The organism is Cupriavidus cauae (genome assembly GCF_026210475.1).
GTDB classification, from domain to species: domain Bacteria; phylum Pseudomonadota; class Gammaproteobacteria; order Burkholderiales; family Burkholderiaceae; genus Cupriavidus; species Cupriavidus cauae.
The window spans coordinates 713,673-739,488 of the sequence record NZ_CP080294.1; the positions used below are offsets into that span (position 1 = coordinate 713,673).

The 25,816-nt window shown below is 68.3% G+C and carries 21 protein-coding genes; 10 read left to right on the forward strand and 11 right to left on the reverse strand.

Annotation, left to right across the window (positions count from 1 at the left end; translation table 11 throughout):
* Window positions 1-147: 147 nt before the first annotated feature.
* Complete coding sequence (fliE, locus tag KZ686_RS18645; protein ID WP_006577184.1) at window positions 148-468, reverse strand: flagellar hook-basal body complex protein FliE; 321 nt, start codon at window positions 466-468, stop codon at window positions 148-150.
* Window positions 469-928: 460 nt separating this feature from the next.
* Between fliE and fliF the strand changes: the two genes are divergently transcribed.
* The 8 genes from fliF to KZ686_RS18685 all read left to right on the forward strand — a co-directional run bounded on the left by fliF (window position 929) and on the right by KZ686_RS18685 (window position 10,928).
* Window positions 929-2,644 (forward strand): flagellar basal-body MS-ring/collar protein FliF, encoded by a 1,716-nt coding sequence (fliF, locus tag KZ686_RS18650; RefSeq protein ID WP_265634817.1) that lies wholly within the window; start codon window positions 929-931, stop codon window positions 2,642-2,644.
* Window positions 2,634-3,626: a flagellar motor switch protein FliG gene (fliG, locus tag KZ686_RS18655; protein WP_023264265.1), complete on the forward strand. Its 993-nt coding sequence runs from the start codon at window positions 2,634-2,636 to the stop codon at window positions 3,624-3,626. Before fliF ends, fliG begins: the two co-directional genes overlap by 11 nt.
* A gap of 184 nt (window positions 3,627-3,810) precedes the next feature.
* Window positions 3,811-4,575 (forward strand): flagellar assembly protein FliH, encoded by a 765-nt coding sequence (gene fliH / locus KZ686_RS18660; RefSeq protein ID WP_407648613.1) that lies wholly within the window; start codon window positions 3,811-3,813, stop codon window positions 4,573-4,575.
* The gene (fliI, locus tag KZ686_RS18665; RefSeq protein WP_149319500.1) at window positions 4,568-6,034 is read left to right on the forward strand and encodes a flagellar protein export ATPase FliI; all 1,467 of its coding nucleotides are present in this window, start codon (window positions 4,568-4,570) and stop codon (window positions 6,032-6,034) included. The genes fliH and fliI overlap by 8 nt, the downstream gene beginning before the upstream one ends.
* Window positions 6,027-6,485 (forward strand): flagellar export protein FliJ, encoded by a 459-nt coding sequence (gene fliJ, locus KZ686_RS18670; RefSeq protein ID WP_149319499.1) that lies wholly within the window; start codon window positions 6,027-6,029, stop codon window positions 6,483-6,485. The genes fliI and fliJ overlap by 8 nt, the downstream gene beginning before the upstream one ends.
* A 14-nt stretch (window positions 6,486-6,499) precedes the next feature.
* Entirely contained in the window at window positions 6,500-7,960 is a 1,461-nt protein-coding gene (locus KZ686_RS18675; RefSeq protein WP_265634826.1) for a flagellar hook-length control protein FliK, read from the forward strand.
* A gap of 140 nt (window positions 7,961-8,100) precedes the next feature.
* Complete coding sequence (gene alkB / locus KZ686_RS18680; RefSeq protein WP_265634828.1) at window positions 8,101-8,766, forward strand: DNA oxidative demethylase AlkB; 666 nt, start codon at window positions 8,101-8,103, stop codon at window positions 8,764-8,766.
* A gap of 317 nt (window positions 8,767-9,083) precedes the next feature.
* Window positions 9,084-10,928 (forward strand): PhoX family protein, encoded by a 1,845-nt coding sequence (locus KZ686_RS18685; protein ID WP_265634830.1) that lies wholly within the window; start codon window positions 9,084-9,086, stop codon window positions 10,926-10,928.
* A gap of 177 nt (window positions 10,929-11,105) precedes the next feature.
* Here the strand turns inward: KZ686_RS18685 and KZ686_RS18690 are convergent, their stop codons facing one another.
* The 3 genes from KZ686_RS18690 to KZ686_RS18700 all read right to left on the reverse strand — a co-directional run bounded on the left by KZ686_RS18690 (window position 11,106) and on the right by KZ686_RS18700 (window position 15,371).
* A complete protein-coding gene (locus KZ686_RS18690) occupies window positions 11,106-13,235 on the reverse strand; it encodes an FUSC family protein (protein ID WP_265634832.1) in 2,130 nt (709 codons plus the stop codon).
* 255 nt (window positions 13,236-13,490) lie between these two features.
* Window positions 13,491-14,414, reverse strand: a complete 924-nt coding sequence (locus KZ686_RS18695) for an aspartate/glutamate racemase family protein (protein ID WP_322784962.1) — start codon at window positions 14,412-14,414, stop codon at window positions 13,491-13,493.
* A gap of 84 nt (window positions 14,415-14,498) precedes the next feature.
* Window positions 14,499-15,371, reverse strand: coding sequence for a LysR family transcriptional regulator (locus KZ686_RS18700; protein ID WP_265634834.1), 873 nt, complete (start codon window positions 15,369-15,371; stop codon window positions 14,499-14,501).
* A gap of 141 nt (window positions 15,372-15,512) precedes the next feature.
* On the opposite strand from KZ686_RS18700, the gene argH reads away from it, so the two are divergent.
* Window positions 15,513-17,096 carry an argininosuccinate lyase gene (gene argH / locus KZ686_RS18705; protein ID WP_265634836.1) on the forward strand — a complete coding sequence of 528 codons (1,584 nt, stop codon included), beginning with the start codon at window positions 15,513-15,515 and terminating at the stop codon, window positions 17,094-17,096.
* A 96-nt stretch (window positions 17,097-17,192) separates the two neighbouring features.
* On the opposite strand, the gene KZ686_RS18710 is transcribed toward argH, so the two are convergent.
* The 4 genes from KZ686_RS18710 to KZ686_RS18725 form a co-directional block, all read right to left on the reverse strand.
* Window positions 17,193-17,387 (reverse strand): DUF1059 domain-containing protein, encoded by a 195-nt coding sequence (locus KZ686_RS18710; protein ID WP_149319491.1) that lies wholly within the window; start codon window positions 17,385-17,387, stop codon window positions 17,193-17,195.
* A 123-nt stretch (window positions 17,388-17,510) separates the two neighbouring features.
* Entirely contained in the window at window positions 17,511-18,161 is a 651-nt protein-coding gene (leuD, locus tag KZ686_RS18715) for a 3-isopropylmalate dehydratase small subunit (RefSeq protein ID WP_265634840.1), read from the reverse strand.
* Window positions 18,154-19,572 (reverse strand): 3-isopropylmalate dehydratase large subunit, encoded by a 1,419-nt coding sequence (gene leuC, locus KZ686_RS18720; RefSeq protein WP_226109353.1) that lies wholly within the window; start codon window positions 19,570-19,572, stop codon window positions 18,154-18,156. The genes leuD and leuC overlap by 8 nt, the downstream gene beginning before the upstream one ends.
* A 79-nt stretch (window positions 19,573-19,651) precedes the next feature.
* Window positions 19,652-20,626: a tripartite tricarboxylate transporter substrate binding protein gene (locus KZ686_RS18725; protein ID WP_265634844.1), complete on the reverse strand. Its 975-nt coding sequence runs from the start codon at window positions 20,624-20,626 to the stop codon at window positions 19,652-19,654.
* Window positions 20,627-20,818: 192 nt separating this feature from the next.
* On the opposite strand from KZ686_RS18725, the gene KZ686_RS18730 reads away from it, so the two are divergent.
* Window positions 20,819-21,745 (forward strand): LysR substrate-binding domain-containing protein, encoded by a 927-nt coding sequence (locus KZ686_RS18730; protein ID WP_149319488.1) that lies wholly within the window; start codon window positions 20,819-20,821, stop codon window positions 21,743-21,745.
* A gap of 55 nt (window positions 21,746-21,800) precedes the next feature.
* Here KZ686_RS18730 and KZ686_RS18735 read toward each other — a convergent pair whose 3' ends face one another.
* The 3 genes from KZ686_RS18735 to KZ686_RS18745 form a co-directional block, all read right to left on the reverse strand.
* Window positions 21,801-23,258 (reverse strand): MFS transporter, encoded by a 1,458-nt coding sequence (locus tag KZ686_RS18735; protein ID WP_265634847.1) that lies wholly within the window; start codon window positions 23,256-23,258, stop codon window positions 21,801-21,803.
* The gene (locus KZ686_RS18740) at window positions 23,258-24,109 is read right to left on the reverse strand and encodes a ParB/Srx family N-terminal domain-containing protein (protein WP_265634848.1); all 852 of its coding nucleotides are present in this window, start codon (window positions 24,107-24,109) and stop codon (window positions 23,258-23,260) included. The genes KZ686_RS18735 and KZ686_RS18740 overlap by 1 nt, the downstream gene beginning before the upstream one ends.
* A 217-nt stretch (window positions 24,110-24,326) precedes the next feature.
* Window positions 24,327-25,718: a Fic family protein gene (locus KZ686_RS18745; protein ID WP_265634850.1), complete on the reverse strand. Its 1,392-nt coding sequence runs from the start codon at window positions 25,716-25,718 to the stop codon at window positions 24,327-24,329.
* Between the last annotated feature and the right edge of the window lie 98 nt (window positions 25,719-25,816).

Here is a 25,816-nt window from a genome sequence, read left to right on the forward strand (position 1 = left end):
AATTGGCATAACGAGCGTAGCAAGCAGACGGAGATGCCAATTCGCGGAACAACGGCGCAATGGGGTGGCATTTCGCATGGGCGCTCTCGCCCGTCATCAAAATATAAAGGCGACCGCAAGGGTCGCCTTCGCGTGCAAGCACGACGCTTACACCGCCATATTCATCACTTCCTGATACGCCATCGCCAGCCGGTTGCGCACCTGCACACCCGTCTGGAACGAAATGCTGGCCTTCTGCATTTCGATCATCACGTCGTTCAGCGCGACGCCCGGCTTGCCCAGCTCGAACGCCTCGGCCAGGCCGTAGGCGCGTTCCTGGGCGCCGCTGATCTTCTGCAGCGAGCGCTGCAGCTCGCCGGCGAAGCCAGAGGCGGCGGCCGGGGCGGTCTGGGAAGTCGTGCCCGACGCGCTCTGCGCCAGGCCGCGCAGCTGCTGCAGCATGCCTTCGATGGATGCAATCGAACTCATCGGTCTGTCTTTTCCGTGATTGGCGAGGCGCCGAAACGAGGCCGGCACCCCTGAATGGGTCGATCGGAAGGGCTTGGGAACGCCAAACGCGGGCCCCGCCCAATCCAGCAGCCGAAGCGTACCTGCCGCATCCGGCCCGGCATAGGCCGAAATCGAACCGAAAAGCCGTCCTATTCCCCGGATTGTCTGTGCGCCCGGTAACCGATCATCGCTACCGTGCCGGGTCTGGCGGGCTGTCGCCTTGCCGCTCCCTACCCGCATCCCTGGTTTGCTGCCAGCGAATGCATTAACGACACCGGCGCCCCTTTGTTTAACTATCGCGGAGAGTACGCGTGTTTTGTCTGCTGCGTGATCTGAGCCATGCCGACATCGGCCACCGCCAGGGCGGCGCATTGCGCCCCCGGCAAGGTTCGCCCCTGCCCGGCCGGCTCGGCGGGTCGGCCAACACGGAGGCCCGCGCATGAATGCCGCGGCTGTGCTGGGCAACCGCTCGGAATTGATCGAGCGCTTCAAGGGCAATCCGCGCCTGCCGCTGATGCTGGGCGGGGCCGCGCTGGCCGCGGCGATCGCGGTCGGCGTGCTGTGGTCGCGCAGCCCCGACTACAAGGTGCTGTACAGCAACCTGTCCGAACGCGACGGCGGCGCGGTGATCGCGTCGCTGCAGCAGATGAACATCCCGTACAAGTTCGCCGAAGGCGGCGGTGCGGTGATGGTGCCGGCCGACAAGGTCCATGAGATGCGGCTGCGGCTGGCCTCGCAGGGCCTGCCCAAGAGCGGCAACGCCGGCATGGAGCTGATGGACAACCAGAAGTTCGGCATCAGCCAGTTCGCCGAACAGGTCAATTACCAGCGCGGGCTCGAAGGCGAGCTCGCGCGCTCGATCGAATCGATCGCCGCGGTGCAGTCCGCGCGCGTGCATCTGGCCATTCCGAAGCCCACGCTGTTCGTGCGCGAGCGCCAGAAGCCGACCGCCTCGATCGTGCTGACGCTGCATCCTGGCCGCGCCATCGACGAGGGCCAGGTAGCGGCGATCAGCCATCTGGTCTCGTCCAGCGTGCCGGAGCTGACGCCCAAATCGATCTCGATCGTCGACCAGCACGGCAACCTGCTGTCGGGCAACGGCAGCAACGAGCGCATGCTCGATGCCACGCAGCTCAAGTATGTGCAGACGCTCGAGCGCACCTATGTGCAGCGCGTCGAGTCGATCCTCGCGCCGATCGTCGGCCAGGGCAATGTGAAGGCCCAGGTCACCGCGGACGTCGACTTCAACATCGTCGAGCACACCGACGAGTCGTTCAAGCCGAACCAGGACCCGACCCGCGCGGCGATCCGCAGCCAGCAGACCAGCGAGTCGAACCAGCAGGGCGGCTCGCCGGTCGGCGGCGTGCCGGGCGCGCTGTCGAACCAGCCGCCGCTGCAGGCCGCCGCGCCGGTGGTCACGCAGCAGCCTGGCCAACAAGGGCAGCCGGGCCAGCCAGGCCAGGCCGGCCAGCAGGCCCAGGGGCAGCAGGCCGGCACCGCCAGCACGCAGGCCGCGCTCGCCGGCGCCCAGTCCGGCCCGAGCAGCGCCCGCCGCGACTCGACGACCAACTACGAGCTGGACCGCACCGTGCGCCACGTGCAGCAGGCACCGGGCGGCATCCGCCGCCTGTCGGTGGCGGTGGTGGTCAACCATCGCCAGGTGGCCGGCGCGAACGGCAAGATCACCAGCGAACCGCTGACCGCCGCGCAACTGGCGCAGATCGAGAACCTGGCCAAGGAGGCGATGGGCTTTTCGCCGGCGCGCGGCGACTCGCTCAATGTGGTGAACAGCCCGTTCACTTCCGGCGAGGAGATCAAACCCGAACTGCCGCTGTGGAAGCAACCCGAAATGATCGAGCTGGCCAAGACCGCCGCGCAATACCTGCTGCTGGCACTGCTGGCCCTGTTCGTGTGGTTCAAGGTGGCACGGCCGATCCTGCGCAAGTACACCGCGCCGCCGCTGCCGCCGCCCGCCGAGGCCAACGCGGCCGAATCGGTGCTGCTGCCGGTCGAGGAACAGCAGCCGGATCCGGAAGTGCTGCGCCTGACCGCCAAATACGAAAGCGATCTCGCCCTGGTGCGCGACGCCGCGCAACGCGACCCGCGTCTGGTCGCCAGTGTGATCAAGAACTGGATGTCTAGCGATGAACGGTGAGGGCTTGCAGAAGAGCGCCATCCTGATGATGTCGCTCGGTGAGGATGCGGCGGCCGAGGTGTTCAAGCACCTGTCGCCGCGCGAAGTGCAGACGCTGGGCTCGGCCATGGCGTCGCTGAACGCCGTCACGCGAGAAGAAATGGCGGCCGTGCTGGCCGAGTTCCGCAGCGAGACCGAGCAGTTCCTGGCGCTGTCGGTGGATTCGAGCACGTTCATCAAGAGCGTCCTGAACAAGGCGCTGGGCGAGGAACGCGCGCTGTCGGTGATCGAGGACATCCTGGAATCGCGCGACCCGGGCAGCGGCATCGACTCGCTGAACTGGATGGACGCGACCTCGGTGGCCGAGCTGATCCGCGACGAGCATCCGCAGATCATCGCCACCATCCTGATCCACCTGGACCGCCAGAAGTCCTCGGAGGTGCTGGCGCTGTTCACCGACCGCCTGCGCAACGACGTGGTGCTGCGGATCGCGACGTTCGGCGGCGTGCAGCCGGGGGCGCTGCAGGAACTGACCGACGTGCTGACCAAGCTGCTGGCCGGCCAGAGCCTGAAGCGCAGCCGCATGGGCGGCATCCGCACCGCGGCCGAGATCATCAACCTGATGAACACCACGCACGAGGAGGCGGTGATCGCCGGCGTGCGCCAGCACGACAGCGACCTCGCGCAGAAGATCATCGACGAGATGTTCCTGTTCGAGAACCTGCTGGAAGTGGACGATCGCGGCATCCAGCGCGTGCTGAAGGAAATCGCCACCGAGTCGCTGATCGTCGCGCTCAAGGGCGCGCCGCAGGAACTGCGCGACAAGTTCATCCGCAACATGTCGACCCGTGCGGGCGAGATGCTGCGCGAGGACCTCGAAGCGCTGGGCCCGGTGCGCGTGTCGCAGGTCGAGGCCGAGCAGAAGAGCATCCTGCAGGTGGTAAGGCGCCTGGCCGACGCCGGCGAAATCCAGATCGGAGCCGGCGACGATGCCTATGTCTAATCCCTACGCGCGGCAGGCGCTGGGCCACCACCTCGGCGGCTCGCTCGACAACGATCGCGACGACGGCTTCGGCGCGCGCTACGAGCCGCGCGCCCAGGCCCGACCCGCCGTGCCGTCGGCGTCCGCCGCTTCGTCGGCCCCGTCCGCCCCCTCGGCCCCCTCGGCCAACTCCGCGGGCTTGAACATGCGTGGCGGCCGCGACAGCGCGGGTTTCGAGAGCTTCGACGCCTTCGGCGCCGATGCGCCGCAGCCCGGCGGCAAGCAGGCCGGCCGAGGCAGCGACAGCAACGGCTGGCGCCGCTGGAAGATGTCGTCCTTCGACGCGCCGCCGCCTCCGCCGCCGAAGTTCGAAGCCGACCCCGAGGAACCCGCGCCGCCGCCGATCGACTTCGCCGCGCTCGACGCGATGCGCGAGGGCGCCCGCAAGGAAGGCTATGCCCAGGGCTACACGCAGGGCCAGACCCAGGGCTATGGCGACGGCCATCGCGAAGGCTACGCGCGCGGCCTCGAGACCGCGCGCCAGGAGGCCGCCCGCCTGCAGGAACTGGCCGGCACCTTCGCCGGCGCGCTGCGCCGCATCGACGACGAGGTCGGCCAGACGCTGATCGCGCTGGCGCTCGACGTCGCCCGCAAGCTGGTGCACGACACCGTCGCGCACAACCCGGCCGTGCTGCTGCCCGCCGTGCGCGAGCTGATGGCCAACGAGCCGGCGCTGTCCGGCGCGCCCTGCCTGCTGCTCCATCCCGACGATATCGAGCTGGTACAGATGCACCTGGCCGGCGAGCTGGAAGCGGCCGGCTGGTCGGTGCGCGCCGATGCGACGGTCGCGCGCGGGGGCTGCATCGCCAGCGCCGCCAGCGGCGAGCTGGATGCGACGCTGGCCACGCGCTGGAGCCGCGTGGTCAAGGCCCTCGGCCGCAACGATCTCTGGGAAGCGCCCGATGCGTGAGCCCGTTGCCGCCCCTGCGGCAAACCCCGCCCCGAGCAGCGCGCCGCAGCTGCATGGCCAGCGCTGGCGCGATGCGCTGGCCGGCGCCGCCGCCAACGTGGCCGAGCTGGACAGCAAGCGCAGCTGCGGGCGGCTGACGCGCGCCGCCGGGCTGGTGCTGGAGGCCGTCGGCCTGCGCTTGCCGGTCGGCAGCGACTGCCTGATCGAAATCCCCGGCCATGCCGGCGTGAGCGGCCAGGGTCCGCGCATGGCCGAGGCCGAAGTGGTCGGCTTCGGTGCCGACCGCCTCTATCTGATGCCGCAATCGGACGTGCTGGGCCTGGTGCCCGGTGCGCGCGTCTATCCGCTCGAACCGTCGCCGCTGCCCAGCGGCGACAGCGCCCCGCGCGAGCCCGGCTCCAAGCGGCTGCCGGTCGGCGAGGGGCTGCTCGGCCGCGTGCTCGACGCCGCGGGCCGGCCGCTGGACGGCCTCGGCCCGTTGCAGGCCGCGCGCGAAGTACCGCTGGCCGGATCGCAGATCAATCCGCTGTCGCGCGCCCCGATCGATACGGTGCTCGACGTTGGCGTGCGCGCGATCAACGGCATGCTGACCGTCGGCCGCGGCCAGCGCATGGGCCTGTTCGCGGGCTCCGGCGTCGGCAAGAGCGTGCTGCTCGGCATGATGGCGCGCTATACCAGCGCCGAAGTGATCGTGGTCGGCCTGATCGGCGAACGCGGCCGCGAAGTGAAGGACTTCATCGAGAACATCCTCGGCGAGGAGGGCCGCGCCCGCTCGGTGGTGGTCGCCGCCCCGGCCGACACCTCGCCGCTGCTGCGCATGCAGGGCGCCGCCTACGCGACGCGCCTGGCCGAGTATTTCCGCGACCAGGGCCGCCATGTGCTGCTGATCATGGATTCGCTGACGCGCTATGCGATGGCCCAGCGCGAGATCGCGCTGGCCATCGGCGAGCCGCCGGCAACCAAGGGTTACCCCCCTTCGGTGTTCGCCAAGCTGCCGACCCTGGTGGAGCGCGCCGGCAACGGCGCCGAGGGCGGCGGCTCGATCACCGCCTTCTATACCGTGCTGGCCGAGGGCGACGACCAGCAGGATCCGATCGCCGACTCGGCGCGCGCGATCCTCGACGGCCATATCGTGCTGTCGCGCAGCCTGGCCGAGGCCGGCCACTATCCGGCGATCGACGTCGAGGCCTCGATCAGCCGCGCGATGACCGCATTGATCTCGCCGGAACAATTCGGCTCGGTGCGCCGCTTCAAGCAATTGATGTCGCGCTACCAGCGCAACCGCGATCTGATCAGCGTCGGCGCCTACGTACCGGGCGCCGATCCCGAACTCGATCTGGCGATCCGCCTGCATCCGCGCATGGAAGCCTTCCTGCAGCAGGACATTCACGAGCGCGCGGGGTACGGCGAATCGATCGATCAACTGCATCTGCTCTTCGACAGGAGCGCAAATGGCTAAGACCTCTCCGCTCAACACGCTGGCCGACCTGGCCCAGAACGACACCGACACCGCCGCGCGCGAACTCGGACGGCTGCAGGGCCAGCGCACGCAGGCCGAGCAGCAGCTCGCCGCGCTGACCCAGTACCGGCAGGAATACCGCGCGCGCATGCAGGCCCTGATGCAGAACGGCATGCCGTCGGCGCGCTGGCACGACTTCTCCCAGTTCCTCGATTCGCTCGACGCCGCGATCCGCCAGCAGACGGAGGCGCTCGCCAAGGCCGAATCGCAGCTGCTGGCCGGCCGCGCCAACTGGCAGAAGCAGAAGCAGCGCCTGAACTCGTTCGACACGCTGATTGCGCGTGCGGAGTCGCGCGAGCAGCAGATTGCCGCGCGCCGCGAGCAGCGGGCCACCGATGAGTACGCCGCGCGCCTGTCCCGGCAGCAGGTAGGCAGCGGACACAACCAATAAGCCAGCAAGTACAGATGATCGACATCAGCCAAATCGTCAGCGGCGGCGCCGCACCCGCCAACGCTCCGCGCAACCCGCAGCCCGCTTCGGGCGCGAGCGAGTTCGGCGATGCCCTGGCGCGCGCACGCCAGACGCAGGCCGGCGAAGCGAGCGCGGCCAGCCAACAGCAGCAGCCGGCCAAAAGCGGCAAAACGGCCGACAGCGCAGGCAAGAACGCTGCCGAGACCGGCAAGAAGGCGGACCCGGCCGACGCCGGCGCCGATGCCGGCAAGACGCAGGGGAGCACCGGCAAGGCCGAGGGCGCCGCCGAAGGCCGGAAGGACAGCACCGATCTGGCCGACGACGAGACCGGCACCCACGACAACGCCGCAGCCGCGGCCGCCGCGACGCTGCTGGGGGCGATGCTGCCGGCCGCGCCCGCGGCTGGTCCGGCTGGTGCGGCGGCTGCGGCCGCGGCCGGCACGGGCCCGGCGGCTGGCACGGCCACGCCTGTCGCGGCGAACGCTGCCATCGCCGGCCAGTTGCCGGCTGCGGCCCCCGCACCAGAAGCTGCATCGTCGGTGGCCGAGGACACCCTGAACACCATCGCGTCGCAACGCGCGGCGCTGGCAACGACCACCACCGCGCCGGACGCGGCCGCGGCCAAGCCCGCCACGCCGGCCGATGCGGATGCCGGCAAGCCCGCCGTGTCGTTCGACGCGGCTGCCAGGTCCGCGCTGACCGCCGCGCAAGGGCAGGCATCCGCCGACACCGGCGGCAAGCAGGACGGCGCTGCCGGCGGCCGCGACGGCGCCGCCAGCCAGTTCGCTGCCCCTGCACAGCAGCCCGCTGCGGCGGCGAGCAGCACCACCGTATCGCCGACGGCCGCGTTGCAGGCCGCCCTGCAGGCCGCGTCGGCCGCCGCCAAGGCACCGGGTGAAGACAACGGCGCGGTGGCCGCGCCGATCGAGGGTGCCACGCCGCTGGCGCACGGCACCGCCACCACGCTCGGTGCGCAATCGGGCGCGCAAGCCGCAGTCACGCTGCCGCTGGCCCCGCGCGTCGGCGATCCGCAGTGGCCGCAGGCCCTGGGCCAGCAGATGGTCCGCCTGACCACGCAGGGCAACCACACCGCCGAACTGCAACTGAACCCGCCCGACCTTGGTCCGCTGAAGGTCGTGCTCAATGTGGTCAACGACCAGGCCCAGGCCCAGTTCGTCTCGCCGCACGCCAGCGTGCGCGCGGCGGTCGAAGCCGCCCTGCCCCAACTGCGCCATGCGATGGCCGACAGCGGCATCCAGCTCGGCCAGACCTCGGTCGGCGCCGAGCAGTTCGCCGGCCAGCCGGGCCAGGGGCAACAGCAGGCCCCGCAGCATCGCGGCCAGGGTTTCGCCCAGGGCGTGACGGAGTTCCAGCAGCCTGGCGCGGCCCAGACGGCGACGGCACCGGCGGCGCCGCGTCGCGTGGCGCTGGGTGAGGTCGATACGTTCGCCTGAGCAGGCGGATAGTCAGCTGGGTGGGCTCCCTCTCCCCCAACCCCTCTCCCGCGGGCGGGGGAGGGGAGTCAACCTGCGGGCGACTCCACCCGCCGGCGTATCATTCCCTCTCCCAGTGAATCGACACGCGCCGTCCCCCCATGACCTTCGACCTGTTCGACAACCTGCCCGAGCCTCACAGCCGGGGCGGGGAACACAGCGAAGCGATCGGGCCGGGTGCCGTGGTGCTGCGCGGCTTCGCGCTGTCGCGTGCGCCGGCGCTGCGTCAGGCGATCGAACAGGTCCACGCCCAAGCCCCCTTCCGTCATCTGGTCACGCCCGGCGGCTTTCGCATGTCGGTGGCGATGACCAATTGCGGCACGCTCGGCTGGGTGTCGGACGAGCGCGGCTATCGCTATGACCCCAACGACCCGGACAGCGGCCGGCCCTGGCCCGCGATGCCGGCGGTCTTCGTCGAACTGGCGCGCGAGGCCGCGGCGGCGGCCGGGTATCCCGGCTTTGTACCGGATGCCTGCCTGATCAACCGCTATACGCCCGGCACGCGGCTGTCGCTGCATCAGGACCGCAACGAGCGCGATCTGCATGCGCCGATCGTTTCCGTCTCGCTGGGACTGCCGGCGGTGTTTCTGTTCGGCGGCGCGCGACGCGCCGACCGTCCCGCCCGCATCCGCGTGGCGCACGGCGATATCGTCGTCTGGGGCGGGCCGAGCCGGCTCTTCTATCACGGCATCGCGCCACTGGCCGACGGCGACCATCCGCTGCTGGGGACGCTTCGCCTGAACCTGACCTTCCGCAAGGCCGGCTGAAACACGCCGGCATGACGGCGCGATGACACGCCGATGAAATTCCGATGAAGTTTCGTCGCCAAGGCCGCCGGCCGCGCCTTCCGCCGCACTTGATGCCATTGCATCAGACATCTTTTCATCGCGACGTCACGGACCGCCCCTAGCATCCACCTCGCCGTCAATTTGCACTTGCCGCTGCATTCATCGCATTGGCACGATGCGGCCGCGAAATGTCTTCGATTGCCCTCGATATCGCTTCGATAAGGCTTCGATAAGACCTCGATAGGGCCGCGATGCGATGCCCGGCATTCAAACCAACAAAGGGAGGTCCCCCCGTCATGTCTTACATCACCGATAAAGCGCGCGAGCCGCGCCGTGCGGCTGAAGGCTACATCACCGTTCCCGGCCAGACGCTCGAAGAGATCGTCGCCGCCAACCCGCCCCGTCGCAAGGTCCTGCGCGGCGGCCTGAGCCTGTCGCTGCTGTCGGTCTTCGGTTCGACCGGCCTGCTGGCTGCCTGCGGTGGCGACGACGATCCCGCGCCGGCCCCGGCTCCGGCCCCCGGCCCGACCCCGAGCCAGCCGCTGGACTACAGCATCGGCTTCAACCCGGTGGCGGACAAGGTCACCGCCGACACGGTGACGCTGCCCGAGAACTACTCGTACGAGGTCCTGTTCTCCGCCGGCGATCCGGTCGAAATCGGCTCGGTCGGCTATAGCGGCTCATTCCAGAGCTCGGCGGAAACCGAGCGCCAGGCCGGCGGCAACCACGACGGCATGCACTTCTTCGAGATCCCCGGCGTCGACCCGCAGAAGGGCGGCCTGCTGGCGATCAATCACGAAGCGATGGATTCGGCCATCCTGTTTCCGACCAGCTACGACGAAGCCACGGCCACGGCCGAGCAGAAGCGCATCGCGCTGTCGTCGGTCGGCGTGTCGATCATCGAAATCGAATTCGTCGACGGCAAGTGGCGCGTCAAGCGCGACTCGCGCTACAACAAGCGCTATACCGGCAACACCATCTACAAGGTGGGCGGCCCGGCTGCCGCCGCGCTCGGCGGCAGCGTGGTCGGCACGCTGAACAACTGCTCGAGCGGCGCCACGCCGTGGGGCACGTACCTGACCTGCGAAGAGACCACCGACAACTACCTCGACCAGTCGAACCCGGAAGAAGGCTACGGCTGGGTGGTCGAGATCGACCCGCTGAACCAGCTGGGCGCGCCGACCAAGCGCACCGCGATGGGCCGCTTCGACCACGAGAACACCGCGTACATGACGGACGCCAGCAACCGCGTGGCGTTCTACATGGGCGACGACGGCACCCCGGGCTGCATCTACAAGTTCATCCCGAGCAATGCCTTCGATCCGAACAACCGCGCCGCCAACGCCAACCTGCTCGACCAGGGCACGCTGTACGTGGCCAAGTTCAACGCCGACGGCTCGGGCCAGTGGGTCGAGCTGACCCAAGGCAAGAACGGCCTGGTCACCGGCGCCAGCGATCCGGGCAACTACACCCAGTCGACCACGCCGCCGGCGCCGACGACGGTGGACTTCAACACCCAGGCCGACGTGCTGATCAAGACCAAGGCCGCGGCCCGCGTCGCCGGCGGCACGCTGATGGACCGTCCGGAATGGATCACCGTGGGCCTGGACAAGACCGTCTACTGCACGCTGACCAACAACGGCGGCCGCCGCGTCACCGATGCGGCCAACCCGCGCGCCACCAACCCGCACGGCCACATCATCCGCTGGAAGGAACAGGGCGACTCGCCGCTGGCGACCACCTTCACCTGGGAAATCTTCCTGCTGGCCGGCGACCCGTCGCTGGCCGCGGACAACCTGAAGGGCAACATCGTCGGCGACACCTTCTCGAGCCCGGACGGCATCCGCGTCGATCCGAAGGGCCGCCTGTGGGTGCAGACCGATGCCGGCACCGGCAGCAGCACGACCGACATCTTCGGTGCCAACTCGATGCACTACGTCGACCAGCAGACCCGCGAGTGCAAGCGCTTCCTGGTGGGCCCGCACGGCTGCGAGATCACCGGCATCGCCTACACGCCGGACCTGACGACGTTCTTCATCAACATCCAGCACCCGAACGGCGCATGGCCCAGCGCCAGCCTGCCGGCGCGCTCGTCGACCATCGTGGTTCGCCACAAGGACGGCAAGCCGATCGGCGCGTAAGCGTACGCCATAGCGTCCGATGCCGGCCTCACGCCGGCAATTCCCGAAGCCCGACGGCGACCTGCCGTCGGGCTTTTTTGCTGGTTGGGCAGGAAGCCGCTCGGAAACCGGTCGATGCCGGCCAGGAAGCCGTTCATGAGCCGTTCATGAGCCGTTCATGAGCCGTTCATGAGCCGTTCAGCCGGCCGCCAGGACGCGGCGCCAGCGGCCGCCGCGCGCGGGAACCATCGTGGCGATCGCCGTCACGCCGGCGTGCGCCTGCGCGGCATAGCGGCGGGCGAGCACCCCCTGTTCGAGCAGGAAGCGGTCGCGCCATGGCGGTGCGGCTTGATGGGTGCCGTCGTGCTTGGTGTCTTCGCTCTTCACGGCGATGTCGGTCGCTGCAGCCTCCCCTGGCCTCGCCGCCAGCGTCGCCAGTTCGTCCTGCACCTGCGCAAGCCAACGCCGCGTGTCGGCGCTCGCCGGTACCGGCGCTTCGCTGCAGACCGCCTCCGCGCGAATCACGCCGGCCAGCGCCGCCATCTTCCGCACGGTCACATGCAGCCGCGCGAATTCCGCCACGATGGCCGGGCCCAGTTCGGCGCCGGCCTGCTCGAGCGCCTGTTCCGCGCGCACCGATGCGCGGCCCGCGGCCACGCGCAGCGCTTCCAGCCGCGTCTCGGACGGTTCCAGTTCGGCATCGGACAGTGCCTGCGCAAAGGCCGCCCGCAGATAGATCGCATGGATGGCCACCGCTTCCCGCGCGCGGCGGCGGGCGCGTGACAGCTCGGCGCGCGGGGCGAGCACCAGATAGCTCGCCAGCGCGATCAGGCAGCCGAAGGCGGTATCGGCGCCGCGCAGCATCGCGACGTGGCTGCTGTCGGAAGCAGGTTCGCCGATCCACGAAAACAGGATCACCGCCGGCGTCAGCATCAGTGCGAACAGGCCCGGGCTGCCGGCAAGGCGGGCCACATAGGCAGCGGACAGCGACACCGCGCTGATCGCCAGCGCGACTGGGGCGGTGGGATGCAGCAGCCCCACCAGGCAGGCCAGCAGCGCGCCGCCCAACGAGCCGGCGAAGCGCTGCAGCGAAATACGGCGCGTGGTCTGCAGCTGCGGGCTCAGCACCATGATCACGGTCACCGCGACCCAGTAGCCATGATCGAGCTGCCAGACCAGACCGGGCAGCAGGCTGAGGCCGCCGGCCAGTGCCAGCCGGGCCGCGTGGCGCGTCACGCGCGCATCGCGCGCACCGAGCTCGGCCAGCGTCGTTCCCCACGCGCGCAGGCCGATCCATAGCGAGCGGCGCGGCCAATGGAAAGACGCGCGCCATGCGGCAAAGTCGGGAAAGCGCGCCAGCGATGCCAGCGCGGCGTGATACAGCGGCGGTGCGCTGGCATTGGCGACCTGGCCGTGCAGGCGCTTGAGCTGCAGATACATCGACCGCGTCAGCGCGGGCAGATCGGCCGCATGGCGGGCCAGGCCCTGCTCGATCTGCTCGCGCAGATCGTCGAGGCAGCGATGCAGGTGGCGCAGCGGCAGCCGTTCGTGGCCGCGCCTGCCGCGCAGATCGGAAGCGACGATCAGCAGGGCGAACACCGCCTCGGCCATCGCGATCAGATAACGGTAATGCAGCAACGTGGCCGGATCGAACCAGCTACGTTGCGTCGCGATCAGTTCGCGCGCCTGCTCGATTCGTTCGCGAACGCGCCGCTTGCCGATGTCGGTCTGCGCATCGCTTTGCGTACTGGCGTCGCGGTCGTCGGCGAGTGGCGTCGCTTCGGCGAGCGTGCGGGCCAGCGCTTCCAGCGCCGCGAAGATCGCCACCATCTGCGGCCGCGGCCGCGTATCGCGTGCCGAGGGCAGCAGCGCCAGCGAGAGCGCGCAGGCAAACACGCCACCAAGCAGATAGTCCCGTCCCAGTTCCAGTGCCCATGTGGCGGCGCTCGCCTCGCCAACCGGTTGCAGGCAGGCGGCGATCAACACCACGTAGAGCAACTTGGCCGACAACGCAGCGGCCGTGCCGCGCAGTTCGACCATGCCGGCGGCGAGGCCGGCCGAGACCAGCACCAGTAACGCGGCGATCGGGCTGCCGGCCAATGCTCCTCCGAGCGCGCTCGCGAGCGCCCCGCCGACGCCCACCGCGGCAAGCGGAGGCAACCGGTCTCGCGCGGTGCCGCCCGGATCGGCAAGGCAAGTCCAGATCGAAGCGGTGGCCGACCATAGCAGGCCCTGGTCGGCGCCCAGCCAACCCATCGTGGCAAGGGCGAGGAAGGACGCGCCATAGACCGCGCCGCGGCGGCACAGGCCCCCGGCGCGGGCTTTCATGGCCGTCTCGCGAACGGTGGCGAGGATGGCGGCGGCGACGGCGGAAACAGGACGGGTCACAGCGAATACAACACGCATCGGGCAGCGGAAATCGACGTTTCAGCCACTCTATGAGATTCGATGTTGCAACGCAATAAATTGACGGCCGGGACCGTGTATTCGCCGGGGTGGTGCGGGCTTGCCGCGCGATGGTGCGGGCGGATCGCCGGTGTGGTGCAGCGTGACGCCCGCAAGCCGCCATTCTCGCGGCGCGTCTTACGATATGCGGAAATCGCCGGGGAAACCGACCCGACCAGGCACGGCTCGCCGCCTTCGTAGGGGGCGAAAAAAAACCGCGCGAAGTTTCGCGCGGCTGGAATCCACCGAGGTGGTGGAGGAGACAGACTCGACTATATACCATCTGCTGCGACGCAACAAGTCCGCTGCAAATACCCCGCGCTGCGACGGCAGATTTGTGGCATGAACGCCACAACATGGGGCTTCATTTGTCCGGCTCCACCGCGAGCCGCAACGCAGCGCGGCCAACAGCCGCGTCGAGTCGAGCGTCGGCAGCGGCGAATTGGCATCGCTGATGATCAGTGGAATCTCGGTGCAGCCGAGCACCACCGCCTCGCAGCCCTGTGCCTTCAGACCTGCAATCACGCTCTGGAAGTACGCGGTGGTTTCCGTTCGCAGGACGCCGCGGACCAGCTCGTCCATGATCAGCCGGCCGATTTCCGCGCGCTCCTGCAAACCAGGTCGTACCGCCTCGATGCCCCGCGCCGCCAGTTTTTCCGGATAGACCTCGCTGTCGACGAGCCACCGGGTACCGGTCACGCCAACCTTGCGATAACCACGCCGAGCCGCTTCGTCCGCGACCACCTCGGCGATATGCAGCCACGGCAGCGGAGAATGCGGCGCGACATGTTCGAACCCCTGGTGGATCGTGTTGTCCGGACAGATCAGGAAATCGGCGCCGGCCCGCGCCAGCTTGTTGGCGGAATCGAGCATCAGCTCGCCGACACCGCGCAGGTCGCCGCGATCCAGGCAGGCAACATAGTCGGCCAGCGAAGGCGTATGCATCGAGATCTCGGGATGCCCGTGCGGCCCGAGAAACTGCGCGCCTTCGGCGCAAATGGTCCGATAGCACAGCGCGGCGCCCTCGGCGGAGCAGCCAACGATGCCGATATGTTTTGGCATGGCGTGAATTCCGTTGCGTTGGTCGGATGGCGGTGGGATCACCGTGGGTCATTGTAGCGACCGCGGCGTCTGCCGGTCTTGCACTCAGCCGATCGCCCGCCGCAGGCAATCGAGAAACGCCCGCGCCAGCGCCGGCTCCGGATGCTGCCGGGCGCGCAGCACGTAGCTGTTGAAGACGATCGCCGGCTCGAACGGCAGCGCCTTGACGCCGGCAATCCGCAGGCTCCGGATCACCACCGGATTCACCACGCTGACGCCCAGACCCATGCTGACCATCGTGCAGATCGTCGCGGCGTATGGCGTCTCCAGCGTCAGCTTGCGGCGATCGGGGACGAAGGCGGCGTCGATGGCGGCGCGCGTGCCGTCGCCATGGGTCAGCGAGATAAAGGTCTCGCCATCGAGATCGCTGGCCACGATGCGGCGCTTGCGCGCGAGGCGGTGATCGGCCGGCACGATGCAGACGCCCGGCACATCGCGCAGCAAAGTCGCCTCGACGCCCGCCGTATCGACCACGTAGGACACCAGGCCGAAATCGCAGAACCGCGTCGCGGTCCATTTGGCGACCGTCGGCGAATCGCTGGTATGGACGGAGATCGCGACGTCCGGATGCCGCTTGCGGAATTCGCGGATCGCAGGCGACATCACGCTCATCGCGATCGATGGCACCGCGCCGATGCGCAGTGCGCCCGTGCCGAGCTGCCGGATCGCACGCGCCGAATCGCGCAGCGTATCCAGGCCGACGAAGGCACGCTCGACATCACGAAACAGCGCCTCGCCCTCGACGGTCGGCACCAGCCGGCCCGCAATGCGCTCGAACAGGCGAAAGCCGGCCTCGCGCTCGAGCTGCGCGATCACGCGGCTGACGTTCGGTTGGGAGGTATGGAGTTGCTCCGCGGCGATGGTCATCGAGCGCGCCAGCATCACCGCGCGGAAGGTTTCGATCTGCTTGAAGTTCATCGTGTCGTGGTGGAGAAGGCGCGTGGCGATGGTATATCAAATTGGTATGCGCCAACCGCAGATTGTGATTTGACGATATGGAGGACGATTTCCATACTGGCCCACAACGCAATGCCAATTCCCCTATCCCCCCCGGGCCATATGGACACGAACGCAATCGATACCACCTACGGCGCCAACAGCGCCAGCTGCGCCACCAACAGCACCGCAAACCACACCGCTTCCAAAGTCAGCCGCCGCCTGCAGCAGGCCACCGCTCCCGAAGTGTGCGAGCTGATCTACCTGCCACGGCTGAACCGCGATTTCGCCAGCGGTTTCTCTTATCTCACCGACATCAACCAGGCCCATCTGCTGATGCTGCATGCCGCCGGGCTGGTGCCGCGCGCGATGGCGGCGCGGATCGCGCGGGCGTTGGAGGAGATCGAACGCGCAGGCCCCGACGCGGTGCCGCTCGACCCGGCGCGCGAAGACGCCTACTTCAACTACGAAGCGCAGCTGATGCAGACCGCGGGCGCCGACGCCGGCGGCCGGCTCCATGTGGCACGCAGCCGCAACGACATCCTCGCCACGCATGATCGGCTGCGCGCCCGCGATGCCGGGCTGGCGCTGCTCGAGGCCATCCAGGCCTTGCGCGCGACCACGCTGACGATGGCGCGGCAGCACGCCGACACGGTGATGCCGGGCTACACGCATCTGCAGGCGGCGCAGCCGATCACCTACGGCTATTACCTCGTCGGTCTGGCCGACGCCTTTGCCCGCGATGCCGAACGGCTGCTGCGCGCACTCGATGCGCTCGATGCCTGCCCGCTCGGTGCCGGTGCGCTCGCGGGTACCGCCTTCCCGATCCAGCGCGAGGAAACCGCACGGTTGCTCGGGTTCTCGCGCTGCGTCGCCAACGGGCTCGACGCGGTGGCATCGCGCGATTTCGCCTGGGAGATGATGTCGGCGATGACGATCGCCGCCGTCGGCTGGAGCCGCATCGCACAGGACTATTTCGTCTGGTCGACGCCGGAATTCGGCCTGATCGACTTCCCCGACAGCGTGGCCGGGACGTCGAGCATCATGCCGCAGAAAAAGAACCCGGTCGTGCTCGAATACCTGAAGGGCAAGGGCGCGCATCTGACCGGCCTGCTGACCGCCGCGTTGTCGACGGTCAAGGGCACCAACTTCTCGCATACCGGCGACGGCAACCGCGAGAGCATGCGCAGCTTCTGGGAATGCGCCGACGAATGCTTGCGCAGCGCCCGGCTGCTGACGCTGGTGATCGGCTCGGCCACGCCGCTGCGCGACAATATGCTGCTGCGCGCGCGCCGGGACTTCTCCGCGGCCACCGATCTTGCCGATGCGCTGGTGCGCGAGGCCGATCTGTCATTCCGCGAGGCGCACCATATCGTCGGCGCCGTGGTGCGCCAGGCGCTGGACGCGCAACTGCCCGCCGACCGCATCACCAGCGACATGGTGGACATCGCCGCGCGCCAGCAGATCGGCCGCGCGATCGGCCTGAGCGAAGAGGCGGTGCAGCGCTGCCTGGACCCGGTGCAGGGTGTCCGCGCCCGCATGGCCGCCGGCGGTCCGTCGCCCACGCTGGTGCGCGCGCGTCTCGTCACGATGCAGGCAGAGCTCGACGCGGCCGCCGCGGAACTGGCGGCGCGGCGGCGGGCCGTCGCCAGCGCCCGCGAAACGCTCAAGCGCGAAAACGCCGCGCTCGCCGCGACCCCGGCCTGAGAGACCGGCCGCGCGCAACGTCGCGCCGGCAGAAACGAAACCGCCGGCTCGAAGCCGGCGGGTCATCGTGATCGCCATCGGCGCTGCCGGCGCCCATCATGCCGGCGGCGCGCCTTCCTTGAAGGCTGCCTTCAGCTGCTCGCGCAGCTGCGGCGAATCGTCATGATGATGGACCTCCACCGCATGCTGCACCGCGGCCTCCAGCAGTTCTTCCTCGCTGTCGGCGCTGATCGCCACCGTGCACTTGGTGTCGCTGGGAATTTCCCGGCAATCGATATATTTGCGTCCCATTGCTGCCTCCTGACGCTGCCTGCATGAAATGGCGGATCGAGGTCCGCCCAGGCGCCGCCGGCGCGACACCGGTCAAGGCCGGCGGGCTGCATTGAGTATAGGCAGGCGGCAGGCAATCGATGCTTACCCGGCGCTACCGCCGAGCCGTCGGCGCGTCACCGCGGCGATGTCGCGCGTCCAAGGCTCGGCGGCCCAGCGCCGCTCGGCGAAGGCCTCGATTTGCTGCCGATACGCCAGCGACAGGCCGATGATGTCCAGCCCCTGCAGGAACATCTCGCGATGGCGCGCCGACAGCGTAAAGCCGGCATCGAGGCCCTCGGCGTGCAGCCGCATCGCTTCGATGTCGATGCCGACCGGACCACCGTCGCTGGCCTCGACGATCTCCATCAGCGCGGCGACCTGCTCCGGCGACAGCATCACCAGCAGCAGCCTGTTGTTCATCGCGTTCGAATAGAAGATCTCGCCGAAGCTCGGCGCGATCACCGCGCGGATGCCGTACTGCTGCAAACCCCAGACCGCATGCTCGCGGCTCGAGCCGCAACCGAAGTTGGAGCCGCCGATCAGGATCGACGTGCCGGCGTATTGCGGGCGATTGAGCACGAAGTCGGCGCGCGGCTCGCCCTTCGCGTCGAAGCGCAGGTCGTACAGCAGCCCTTGCGCCAGCCCCGATTTGTCGATGCCGCGCAGGAACTGCTTCGGCATGATCTGGTCGGTGTCCAGGTTCTCGATGCGGATCGCCGCGGCCTTGCCGTCGATACGAAGCGTTTCAGTCATGGTGGCGCTCCAGTGCGCGTACATCGGTGATGCGGCCAGTCACGGCGGCGGCGGCCGCCATCGCAGGGCTCATCAGATGGGTGATCGCCCCCCTGCCCTGCCGGCCTTCGAAATTGCGGTTGGTGGTCGAGGCGCAGCGCACGCCGGCCTCCAGCACGTCGTCGTTCATCGCCAGGCACATCGAGCAGCCCGGCTGCCGCCATTCGAAGCCGGCGTCGATCAGCAGCGCGGCGATGCCCTCGGCCTCGGCCTGCGCCTTGACCGCGCCCGAGCCGGGCACCACCATCGCGCGTACGCCGTCCGCCACGCGCCGGCCGCGCACCACCTGGGCCACCGCACGCAAGTCCTCGATGCGGGCGTTGGTGCAGGAGCCGATGAATACGTGCTGGATCGGCGTGCCGGCGATCGGCGCGCGGGGCTCCAGACGCGTATAGGACAGCGCCTGCTCGGTGCTGCGGCGTGCGGGGCCCTCCGGTTGTTCCAGCGGATCGGGGATCCGTCCGCCCACCGGCACGACCTGATCCGGGCTGGTGCCCCAGGTGACATGGGGCGCCACGTCGCTGGCATCAAAACGGTGTTCGACGTCGAAGGCCGCGTCGGCATCGCTGCGCAGTGCGCGCCAGGCGGCAAGCGCCTGCGGCTGCAGTTCCTCATCGATATCCGGCGCGCGTTGCAGCACGTACTCGATGGCGGTGGCGTCGGGCGCGATCAGCGCGCCGCGCGCGCCGGCCTCGACCGCCATATTGCACAGCGTGAAGCGGGCCTCGACGCTGAGCGATTCGATCGCGCTGCCGCAGAACTCGACCACATAGCCGCGCGCGCCCTGCGCGCCGATCCGGCCGATGATCATCAGTACCAGGTCCTTGGCCGTGGTGCCAGCCGGCAGCGTGCCGTCGACGCGAATCCGCATGTCCTTTGCCAGCCGGTAGACCAGCGTCTGCGTCGCCAGCACATGCTCGACCTCCGAGGTGCCGATGCCGAAGCCGAGCGCACCCAGCGCGCCATAGGTGGTGGTATGGCTGTCGCCGCAGATCACCACCATGCCGGGCCGGATCATGCCGTGCTCGGGCGCGACCACATGCTCGATGCCCTGCAGCCTGTCGTTGGTATCGAACAGCGCAATCCCGTGCCGGTCGCAGTTGGCCTTCAGGTTGCTCGCCTGCAGGGCCGACGCAGGGTCGGCAATCACGCGGATCGCGCCGGGATGCGTCGGGATGATATGGCTGACCACGGCGACGTTCTGCCCCGGCATCAGCACCGGCCGGCCCTGCTCGTGCAGGCCGGCGAAGGCCTGCGGGCTGGTGTACTCGTTCATCAGATGCAGATCGCAGAACAGCAGGACGTTGTCGTCGTCCAGTCTGGCGACCGTATGCGAATCGACCAGCTTGCGATATAGCGTGCGGGGAATCATGCAGGGTTCCGAATGAGGCGATATGTCATGCCGCGATGTTCCGCGGCGCCTGTCGCGGGCAATGTGCCTGGCTTATGGCTTACTCCGCCGAGATGCCGCGCTCCTTGATCAGCCTGGCCCACAGCGGCATTTCCTTGGCGAGGCGGGCGCGGGCCTGCTCCGGCGTGGACGGCATCGGATCGAAGCCCTCGCGCACCATGCGGGCCTTCAGTGCCGGCGCGTTCAACGCGGTATTGAGCGCGGCGTTCAGCTTGGCAATCACCGGCTGCGGCGTGCCGGCCGGGGCGAACACCATGAACCACGTCTCGAAGGCATAGCCCGGCAGGCCCGCCTCGTCGATGGTGGGCACATCGGGCATCAGCGGCGAGCGCTTGGGTCCGGTCACGCCGATCGCGCGCAGCTTGCCGGCCTGCACCTGCTGCTGCGCGGCGGACAGCACCGGGAAGCTCATGTTGACCTGGCCGGCGATGGTGTCCATCAGCGCCGGACCGCCACCGCGATACGGGATATGTTCGATCGGCACATTGGCCACGCTCTTGAACAACTCGGCCGCCATGTGGAAGGTGCTGCCCGGGCCCGCCGATCCATAGGTGTACTTGCCGGGCTGGGCCTTCAGCATCGACAGCAGCCCCTTCAGGTCCTTGGCCGGCAGCTGGTTGTTGACCACCAGCACATGCTGGGAGCTCGCCACCATGCCGATCGGCGCCAGGTCCTTCTGCGTGTCGTACGGCATCTTCGCGAACAGCGACGGATTGATCGCCAGCGACACCGTCTGCAGGCCGATCGTGTAGCCATCGCCGGCCGCCTTGGCGACCGCATCGACGCCGATATTGCCGCCGGCGCCGCCCTTGTTCTCGATCACGATGGTGCCGCCGAGCGCCTTGGCCCATTCGTCGGCGACGAGCCGCGCCGCGATATCGGCGCTGCCGCCCGGCGCGTAGGGCACCACCAGCTTGATCGGCCGCTCGGGATAGCCCTGCGCATACGCGCCCGCGGCGACGACCGTGCTACCGAAAGCCAGCGTCAGGCCGGCGCAAAGGAGTTGCAGTTTCATCGTTGTCTCCGTCCACTCGGGGGTTCGTTGTTGATTTCGTTATTGGTTTCGTTGTTGGTCTTGTTGTGGAAGGCATCGTATCATTGATGAAAACCAGCATAATTTCCGGCCGGATCATGCTTGATTAACTGCGATTCACGAATCACCACTCCCGTCGGTCGCTCGGCTCCCCCTCCACCAGATCCACCCTTCATGGACGGCTTCTCCGATCTCGCCTTCTTCGCCACCGTCAACAAGCACGGCAGCCTGGCCGCCGCCGCGCAGCAACTCGGCGTCACGCCCCCCGCGGTCAGCAAGCGCCTGGCCGCGCTCGAGCGGCGCCTCGGCGTGCGCCTGCTGCAACGGACCACGCGCCGGCTCAGCCTGACGCCCGAGGGCGAGACCTATCTGGTCGAAGGCGCGCGCGTGCTCGCCGAACTGGAGGCGCTGGAGCGCACCGTGGCGGGCAGCGGCGCGACGCCGCACGGTCTGCTGCGGATCAGCGCGACGCTTGGCTTCGGCCGGCGGTATATCGCGCCTGCACTGTCCGCCTTCGCGCGGCTGCATCCGCGCGTCGAGGTGCAGCTGCATCTGAGCGACCGCCCGGTCAATCTGGTCGAACAGGGCTTCGATGCGTCGATCCGCTTCGGCGAGTTGCCGGACGCGCGGCTGACTGCGCGGCTGCTGGCAAACAATCGCCGCCTGCTGTGCGCCACCCCTGCGTATCTGAAGGCCGCCGGCACGCCGGCCACGCCGCAGGACTTGACGCGGCATCAGTGCATCTTCATTCGCGAGAGCGACGAGACGTTCGGCACCTGGCATTTGCGCAGCGGCACGCGGCAGGAGACCGTAAAGGTGCGCGGCCCACTGAGCACCAACGACGGGGAATCGGCGCTGGGCTGGGCGCGCGAAGGGCATGGCATCCTGGTGCGTTCGGAATGGGATGTGGCGCCGCTATTGCGCAGCGGAGAGCTGCAGCCGGTGCTGAAGGAATGGAGCCTGCCGAACGCCGATATCTACATCGTGTTCCCGACGCGCAGCCACCTGTCGGCGAAGACGCGCGCGCTGGTCGATTTCCTGCTGCAACGCTTTGCCGCGCACCGGCGCGTGGATAGCGGCGCGGCGCACAACGGCTGGTGATGGTGGCGGCGGCGTGCCGGCGCGTTTAGTCGCACTCAGTCGCACTCAGTCGTGCTCAGTCGCGATACGGCCGCAGCGGCGCCGCCACCGCCTCCAGCGGCTTGCGTTCGGCGTCGACCGCGTATCGCCACGCCAGCAGACCGGCGATGATCACCAGCGCCGCGCCGATCGCATAACCGATCGCCACCGCTTCCCGGCTGCCCGTTTCGACCAGCATGCCGAACAGCGCCGGCGCCACGAATCCACCGGCGCCGGTGCCGATCGCAAAGAAGATCGAGATGGCCAGTGCGCGGATTTCCAGCGGGAAGACCTCGCTGACCGTCAGATACGCGGAGCTTGCCGCGGCCGACGCGAGGAAGAATACCGCCGACCAGCACAGCGCCAAGCCGCGCGCCTCGACCCAGCCCTGCACGAAGGCCCAGCCGGTCAGCGCCAGCCCCACGCCGGACAGGCAATAGGTCAGGCCGATCATCCTGCGCCGGCCGACCTGGTCGAACAGCGGGCCAAGGATCAATGGGCCAAGCACGTTGCCGAGCGCGAAGGGAAACAGATAGAGCGCCACGCGGGCATCGGGCACGGCGTAGAAGCGCGTCAGCACCAGCGCGTAGGTGAAGAAGATCGCGTTGTAGAAGAAGGCCTGCGAGATCATCAGCGCCAGCGCGACCACGGTGCGTCTCCGATAGCGATGCAGCATCACGTCGGCGACCTCGCGCCACGGCGTCGCCTGTCCCGCGGTGCGCGGCATTTGTCGCAGCACGGTGTCGTCGCGGGCGGTATGCGCCGAATGCCCGTAGACCTCGGCCTCGATCCGCTCGACGATCCGCAGCGCCTCTTCCGGGCGGCCATGCGTCAGCAGCCAGCGCGGGCTCTCCGGCACGTCGCGCCGCACCAGCAGGATCGCCACGGCCAGGATCGCGCCCAGCGCGAAGCCCGCGCGCCAGCCCAGTTCGGGACCGAGCACGCGCGGGTCCAGCAGCACCAGGCTCAGGCCCGCACCGAGTGCCGCGCCCAGCCAGAAGCTGCCATTGATCGCGAGGCTGACGCGGCCGCGCACGCGTGCCGGCACCAGTTCGTCGATCGCCGAATTGATCGCCGCGTATTCGCCGCCGATACCCAGGCAGGTGACGAAGCGGCATAGCGCAAAGACCGCGAAGTTCGGCGAGAAGGCGGTCGCCAGCGTCGCGCCCATATAGACCGCCAGCGTCAGCAGGAACAGCCGCTTGCGGCCAAGGCGATCGGTCAGGCGGCCGAAGATCAGCGCGCCGAGCACCGCGCCGGCGATATAGATCGAACCCGACCAGCCGAATTGCGCGGCCGACAGCCCCAGCGTATCGGGCCGCTGCAGCACGCCGCCGAGCGAGCCGACCAGCGTGACCTCCAGACCGTCGAGCACCCATGCCACGCCGAGCGCGATCACCACGCGCCAGTGCCAGCGCGACCAGGGCAGCCCATCGAGGCGCTCGGGCAAGGCCGCCGCCGGCGCGATCGTGCTCGCCTGCGCGCGCGCCGTCATCACGCCTTTCCGTCGGACTTGCCGGACTTGCCGGAGCCGCCGGACTTGCTGGACTTGGTGCCCTTGTCCTTGCCGATGGAACCGAGCTTCGCCTTGCCGCCAGCCTTGCCGCGAGACTTGCCATCCTCCCGGTCATCGAGATGACCCGGCAAGCCGCGCGCCTTGCTGCTGCGCGCCAGCTTGACGGCATGCGCGAGCGCCAGCGCGAAACCGGGCACGGTATCCAGGCGCCCGTCGACGTGGCGACGGAAGAAATCGGCCCAGCGGAAATCGGGATAGGCCTGCTTGACCTTGTCGTAGCCGCCGGCCAATTGGGCGAAGGCCTCCAGGCTGCGGTACGGATCGTCGCGCATCTCGGCCAGCGAATGCGGCAGGGCGGCGAGCCCCTGCCGCTCGCCGTATTGATCGTAGGGATGGACCAGATGCCGGGCCTCCATCTCGAGCCAGAAGCGATCGGGCGGCAGCGCGCTCCAGTTGTGCTTGATCACCACCGGCGCGCTTTCGATGCCGAGCTCATACCAGGCGCGCGCCCAGTGATGGTGGTCGATGACGTAGAAGGCCGGGCCGGGCCCGATCACGACATGGATGCGATGCCGCTCCATCAGCTCGATCTGCTTGCGGCCCTGATGGCGCAGGGTGACGTCCATCTTGCTCTGGACGTGATACAGGCCAACCGTCATTTGCGTGGGCCGCAATTGCCTGACGGGCAACGTGACACGCGCACCCTTGCGCCAGACCTCGCCGGTCAGCGCTTCGGCCGGCGGCACCGGCACGGCCCCGCTGGCCGCCGTCCTGTCGTCGGCCGATTCCAGAGTGTCGCGCAACCGGGCGGTCTCGCCGATGCGTTTCATTGCCTTGCCTCCCTTGCGACCGTCTTGCCGTGGCTTCATGCGGGCCTTTTGGTGGTTCGCTGATGACCGGGGCGGGGCAAGAAGCATGCCGTCGCTGGAAACCTGTTACGTGGGGAATCATCGCGGCCACTCGATATCGCGGATTGTAAAACCTGCAATATCGGGTTGCCGGAAACTTCCCGGAAACTGCTCGGGAATTGCCTGACCGCGCGTTATTTCACTGCCAGACTTCGGCCCATTTCTCGAATTCGCTCGGGCGCAAGCGGAACCGCGCAATGCTGCCAAGATGCAAGGTCATCAATTGCGTTTCGACAACCTCGACAAAGCGGGAGCGATCCTGCTCCGCCAACTGCTCTGCGCGGCTTCGGATAAAGGCCACGGCCTGGACCTTGTTCATCCGCATGCGCACCACCTGCGCAACGGTCTCGCCGATCTGGATTCGATATCGCATGCGGAACGGGTCGGGCTCCCCGACCGACTGGCGGACAGCGGAGTAGCGCGCGCATGAGCGCTGGTAAGCCCATACGAACACGTCGCGCAGCAACTCGACTCGATTCAATTCATAGACGGCCAGCATGGCGCTGATATAGACCTGCTGCGGAACGTCGACGAAGGACAGCGGACACAGATTCTGCCGGATCAGCGGAATATTGGCGGCCAGCCGCGAGACCCGTTTATTGACGTCCTCGAACGGCTGCAGATAAGGCAAATGGACCATGGCGAAAAACGCCTGCTCGAACGGGTCCTCGATGGCAGCCGCCGTCAGCAGCACGCGGTCGAAGCATTCTGCTATCCGCTGCGGGCCGTCCAACGGCGTGAACGACGTTTGCCCGATGCCGACGGCAATGGTGCGCAGCCGCCCGCTGGCACCGGGATCCGGCAGCAGGTTCTCCGAAAGCAGCGCGTGCAGATTCTGGATCGTATAGCGGTTGAACTGGATGTCCTCGGCGCCCGCCAACAGGAACTCGATGGCCTCCTTGTGGTTCAGGATCATCTGCGCTTCGAGTGCGTCCTTGCCTTCCGCGGCTTCGCCGACGGACAGCAGATGCTCGGTTTCCAGCAACGAATACGTGTTGCCTTCCAGGCGACTGGAGTTCCACGACAGGTCGATCAGCAAGCGGCTCGCGATTTGCCGCGCGTAAGTGCCGGCGGGCTCATGGGCATCGATCACGCTGCCCTGCGCCTTCAGCTCCGCGCGTATCGACTCCGGAAGATAAAACGTTCGATTGGGACGGTAGCCGTCGAGGAACGCCAGGTTGTAGCCGACCGGATTGCGCTGCGACAGCGGTTGCAGTACATGGGCCTGAACCGATTCCGCCTCGGCGGTCAGGGGCACCCGAAGACCGTCCCGCCCGGTGGTCCTTACCTCCAGCTTGACGCTGCCCGCAGCGGTGACCAGCGTCGCCAACCGATACCGCGTCGCACGGCCGGCCCGCTCGCGGCGCAGGTATCCTTGCGAGATCAGATCGTTCAACCACCGCTGCAGGGTCCGCTTGGTCGCAACCTCGTGCAGGCTCGCATCGATCTGCTCAATGCCGACGCCTTCTGGGTGGCGCGCCACCACGTCCAGGACGACTTCGTATTGCCGGGTTGGGATGGGTCTTGGCATCGCTTAATGTCGGGATTGGGTAAATCGCGACATTAAAGGCGGGCGTAGTGTCGCGAAAACCGATTATCGCGACATTGATAGTGTCGCGCAACCAGGCT

Excerpts from the sequence above, each read along its gene's own strand:
- fliJ (WP_149319499.1), top strand. The coding sequence starts at position 6,027 with ATGGCTAAGACCTCTCCGCTCAACACGCTGGCCGACCTGGCCCAGAAC.
- fliF (WP_265634817.1), top strand. The coding sequence starts at position 929 with ATGAATGCCGCGGCTGTGCTGGGCAACCGCTCGGAATTGATCGAGCGC.
- KZ686_RS18685 (WP_265634830.1), top strand. The coding sequence starts at position 9,084 with ATGTCTTACATCACCGATAAAGCGCGCGAGCCGCGCCGTGCGGCTGAA.
- leuD (WP_265634840.1), bottom strand. The coding sequence starts at position 18,161 with ATGACTGAAACGCTTCGTATCGACGGCAAGGCCGCGGCGATCCGCATC.
- KZ686_RS18730 (WP_149319488.1), top strand. The coding sequence starts at position 20,819 with ATGGACGGCTTCTCCGATCTCGCCTTCTTCGCCACCGTCAACAAGCAC.
- leuC (WP_226109353.1), bottom strand. The coding sequence starts at position 19,572 with ATGATTCCCCGCACGCTATATCGCAAGCTGGTCGATTCGCATACGGTC.
- fliG (WP_023264265.1), top strand. The coding sequence starts at position 2,634 with ATGAACGGTGAGGGCTTGCAGAAGAGCGCCATCCTGATGATGTCGCTC.
- KZ686_RS18695 (WP_322784962.1), bottom strand. The coding sequence starts at position 14,414 with ATGCCAAAACATATCGGCATCGTTGGCTGCTCCGCCGAGGGCGCCGCG.
- KZ686_RS18740 (WP_265634848.1), bottom strand. The coding sequence starts at position 24,109 with ATGAAACGCATCGGCGAGACCGCCCGGTTGCGCGACACTCTGGAATCG.
- alkB (WP_265634828.1), top strand. The coding sequence starts at position 8,101 with ATGACCTTCGACCTGTTCGACAACCTGCCCGAGCCTCACAGCCGGGGC.
- KZ686_RS18700 (WP_265634834.1), bottom strand. The coding sequence starts at position 15,371 with ATGAACTTCAAGCAGATCGAAACCTTCCGCGCGGTGATGCTGGCGCGC.
- KZ686_RS18690 (WP_265634832.1), bottom strand. The coding sequence starts at position 13,235 with ATGAAAGCCCGCGCCGGGGGCCTGTGCCGCCGCGGCGCGGTCTATGGC.
- fliH (WP_407648613.1), top strand. The coding sequence starts at position 3,811 with ATGCGTGGCGGCCGCGACAGCGCGGGTTTCGAGAGCTTCGACGCCTTC.
- KZ686_RS18710 (WP_149319491.1), bottom strand. The coding sequence starts at position 17,387 with ATGGGACGCAAATATATCGATTGCCGGGAAATTCCCAGCGACACCAAG.
- fliI (WP_149319500.1), top strand. The coding sequence starts at position 4,568 with ATGCGTGAGCCCGTTGCCGCCCCTGCGGCAAACCCCGCCCCGAGCAGC.
- KZ686_RS18735 (WP_265634847.1), bottom strand. The coding sequence starts at position 23,258 with ATGACGGCGCGCGCGCAGGCGAGCACGATCGCGCCGGCGGCGGCCTTG.
- fliE (WP_006577184.1), bottom strand. The coding sequence starts at position 468 with ATGAGTTCGATTGCATCCATCGAAGGCATGCTGCAGCAGCTGCGCGGC.
- KZ686_RS18725 (WP_265634844.1), bottom strand. The coding sequence starts at position 20,626 with ATGAAACTGCAACTCCTTTGCGCCGGCCTGACGCTGGCTTTCGGTAGC.
- KZ686_RS18745 (WP_265634850.1), bottom strand. The coding sequence starts at position 25,718 with ATGCCAAGACCCATCCCAACCCGGCAATACGAAGTCGTCCTGGACGTG.
- KZ686_RS18675 (WP_265634826.1), top strand. The coding sequence starts at position 6,500 with ATGATCGACATCAGCCAAATCGTCAGCGGCGGCGCCGCACCCGCCAAC.
- argH (WP_265634836.1), top strand. The coding sequence starts at position 15,513 with ATGGACACGAACGCAATCGATACCACCTACGGCGCCAACAGCGCCAGC.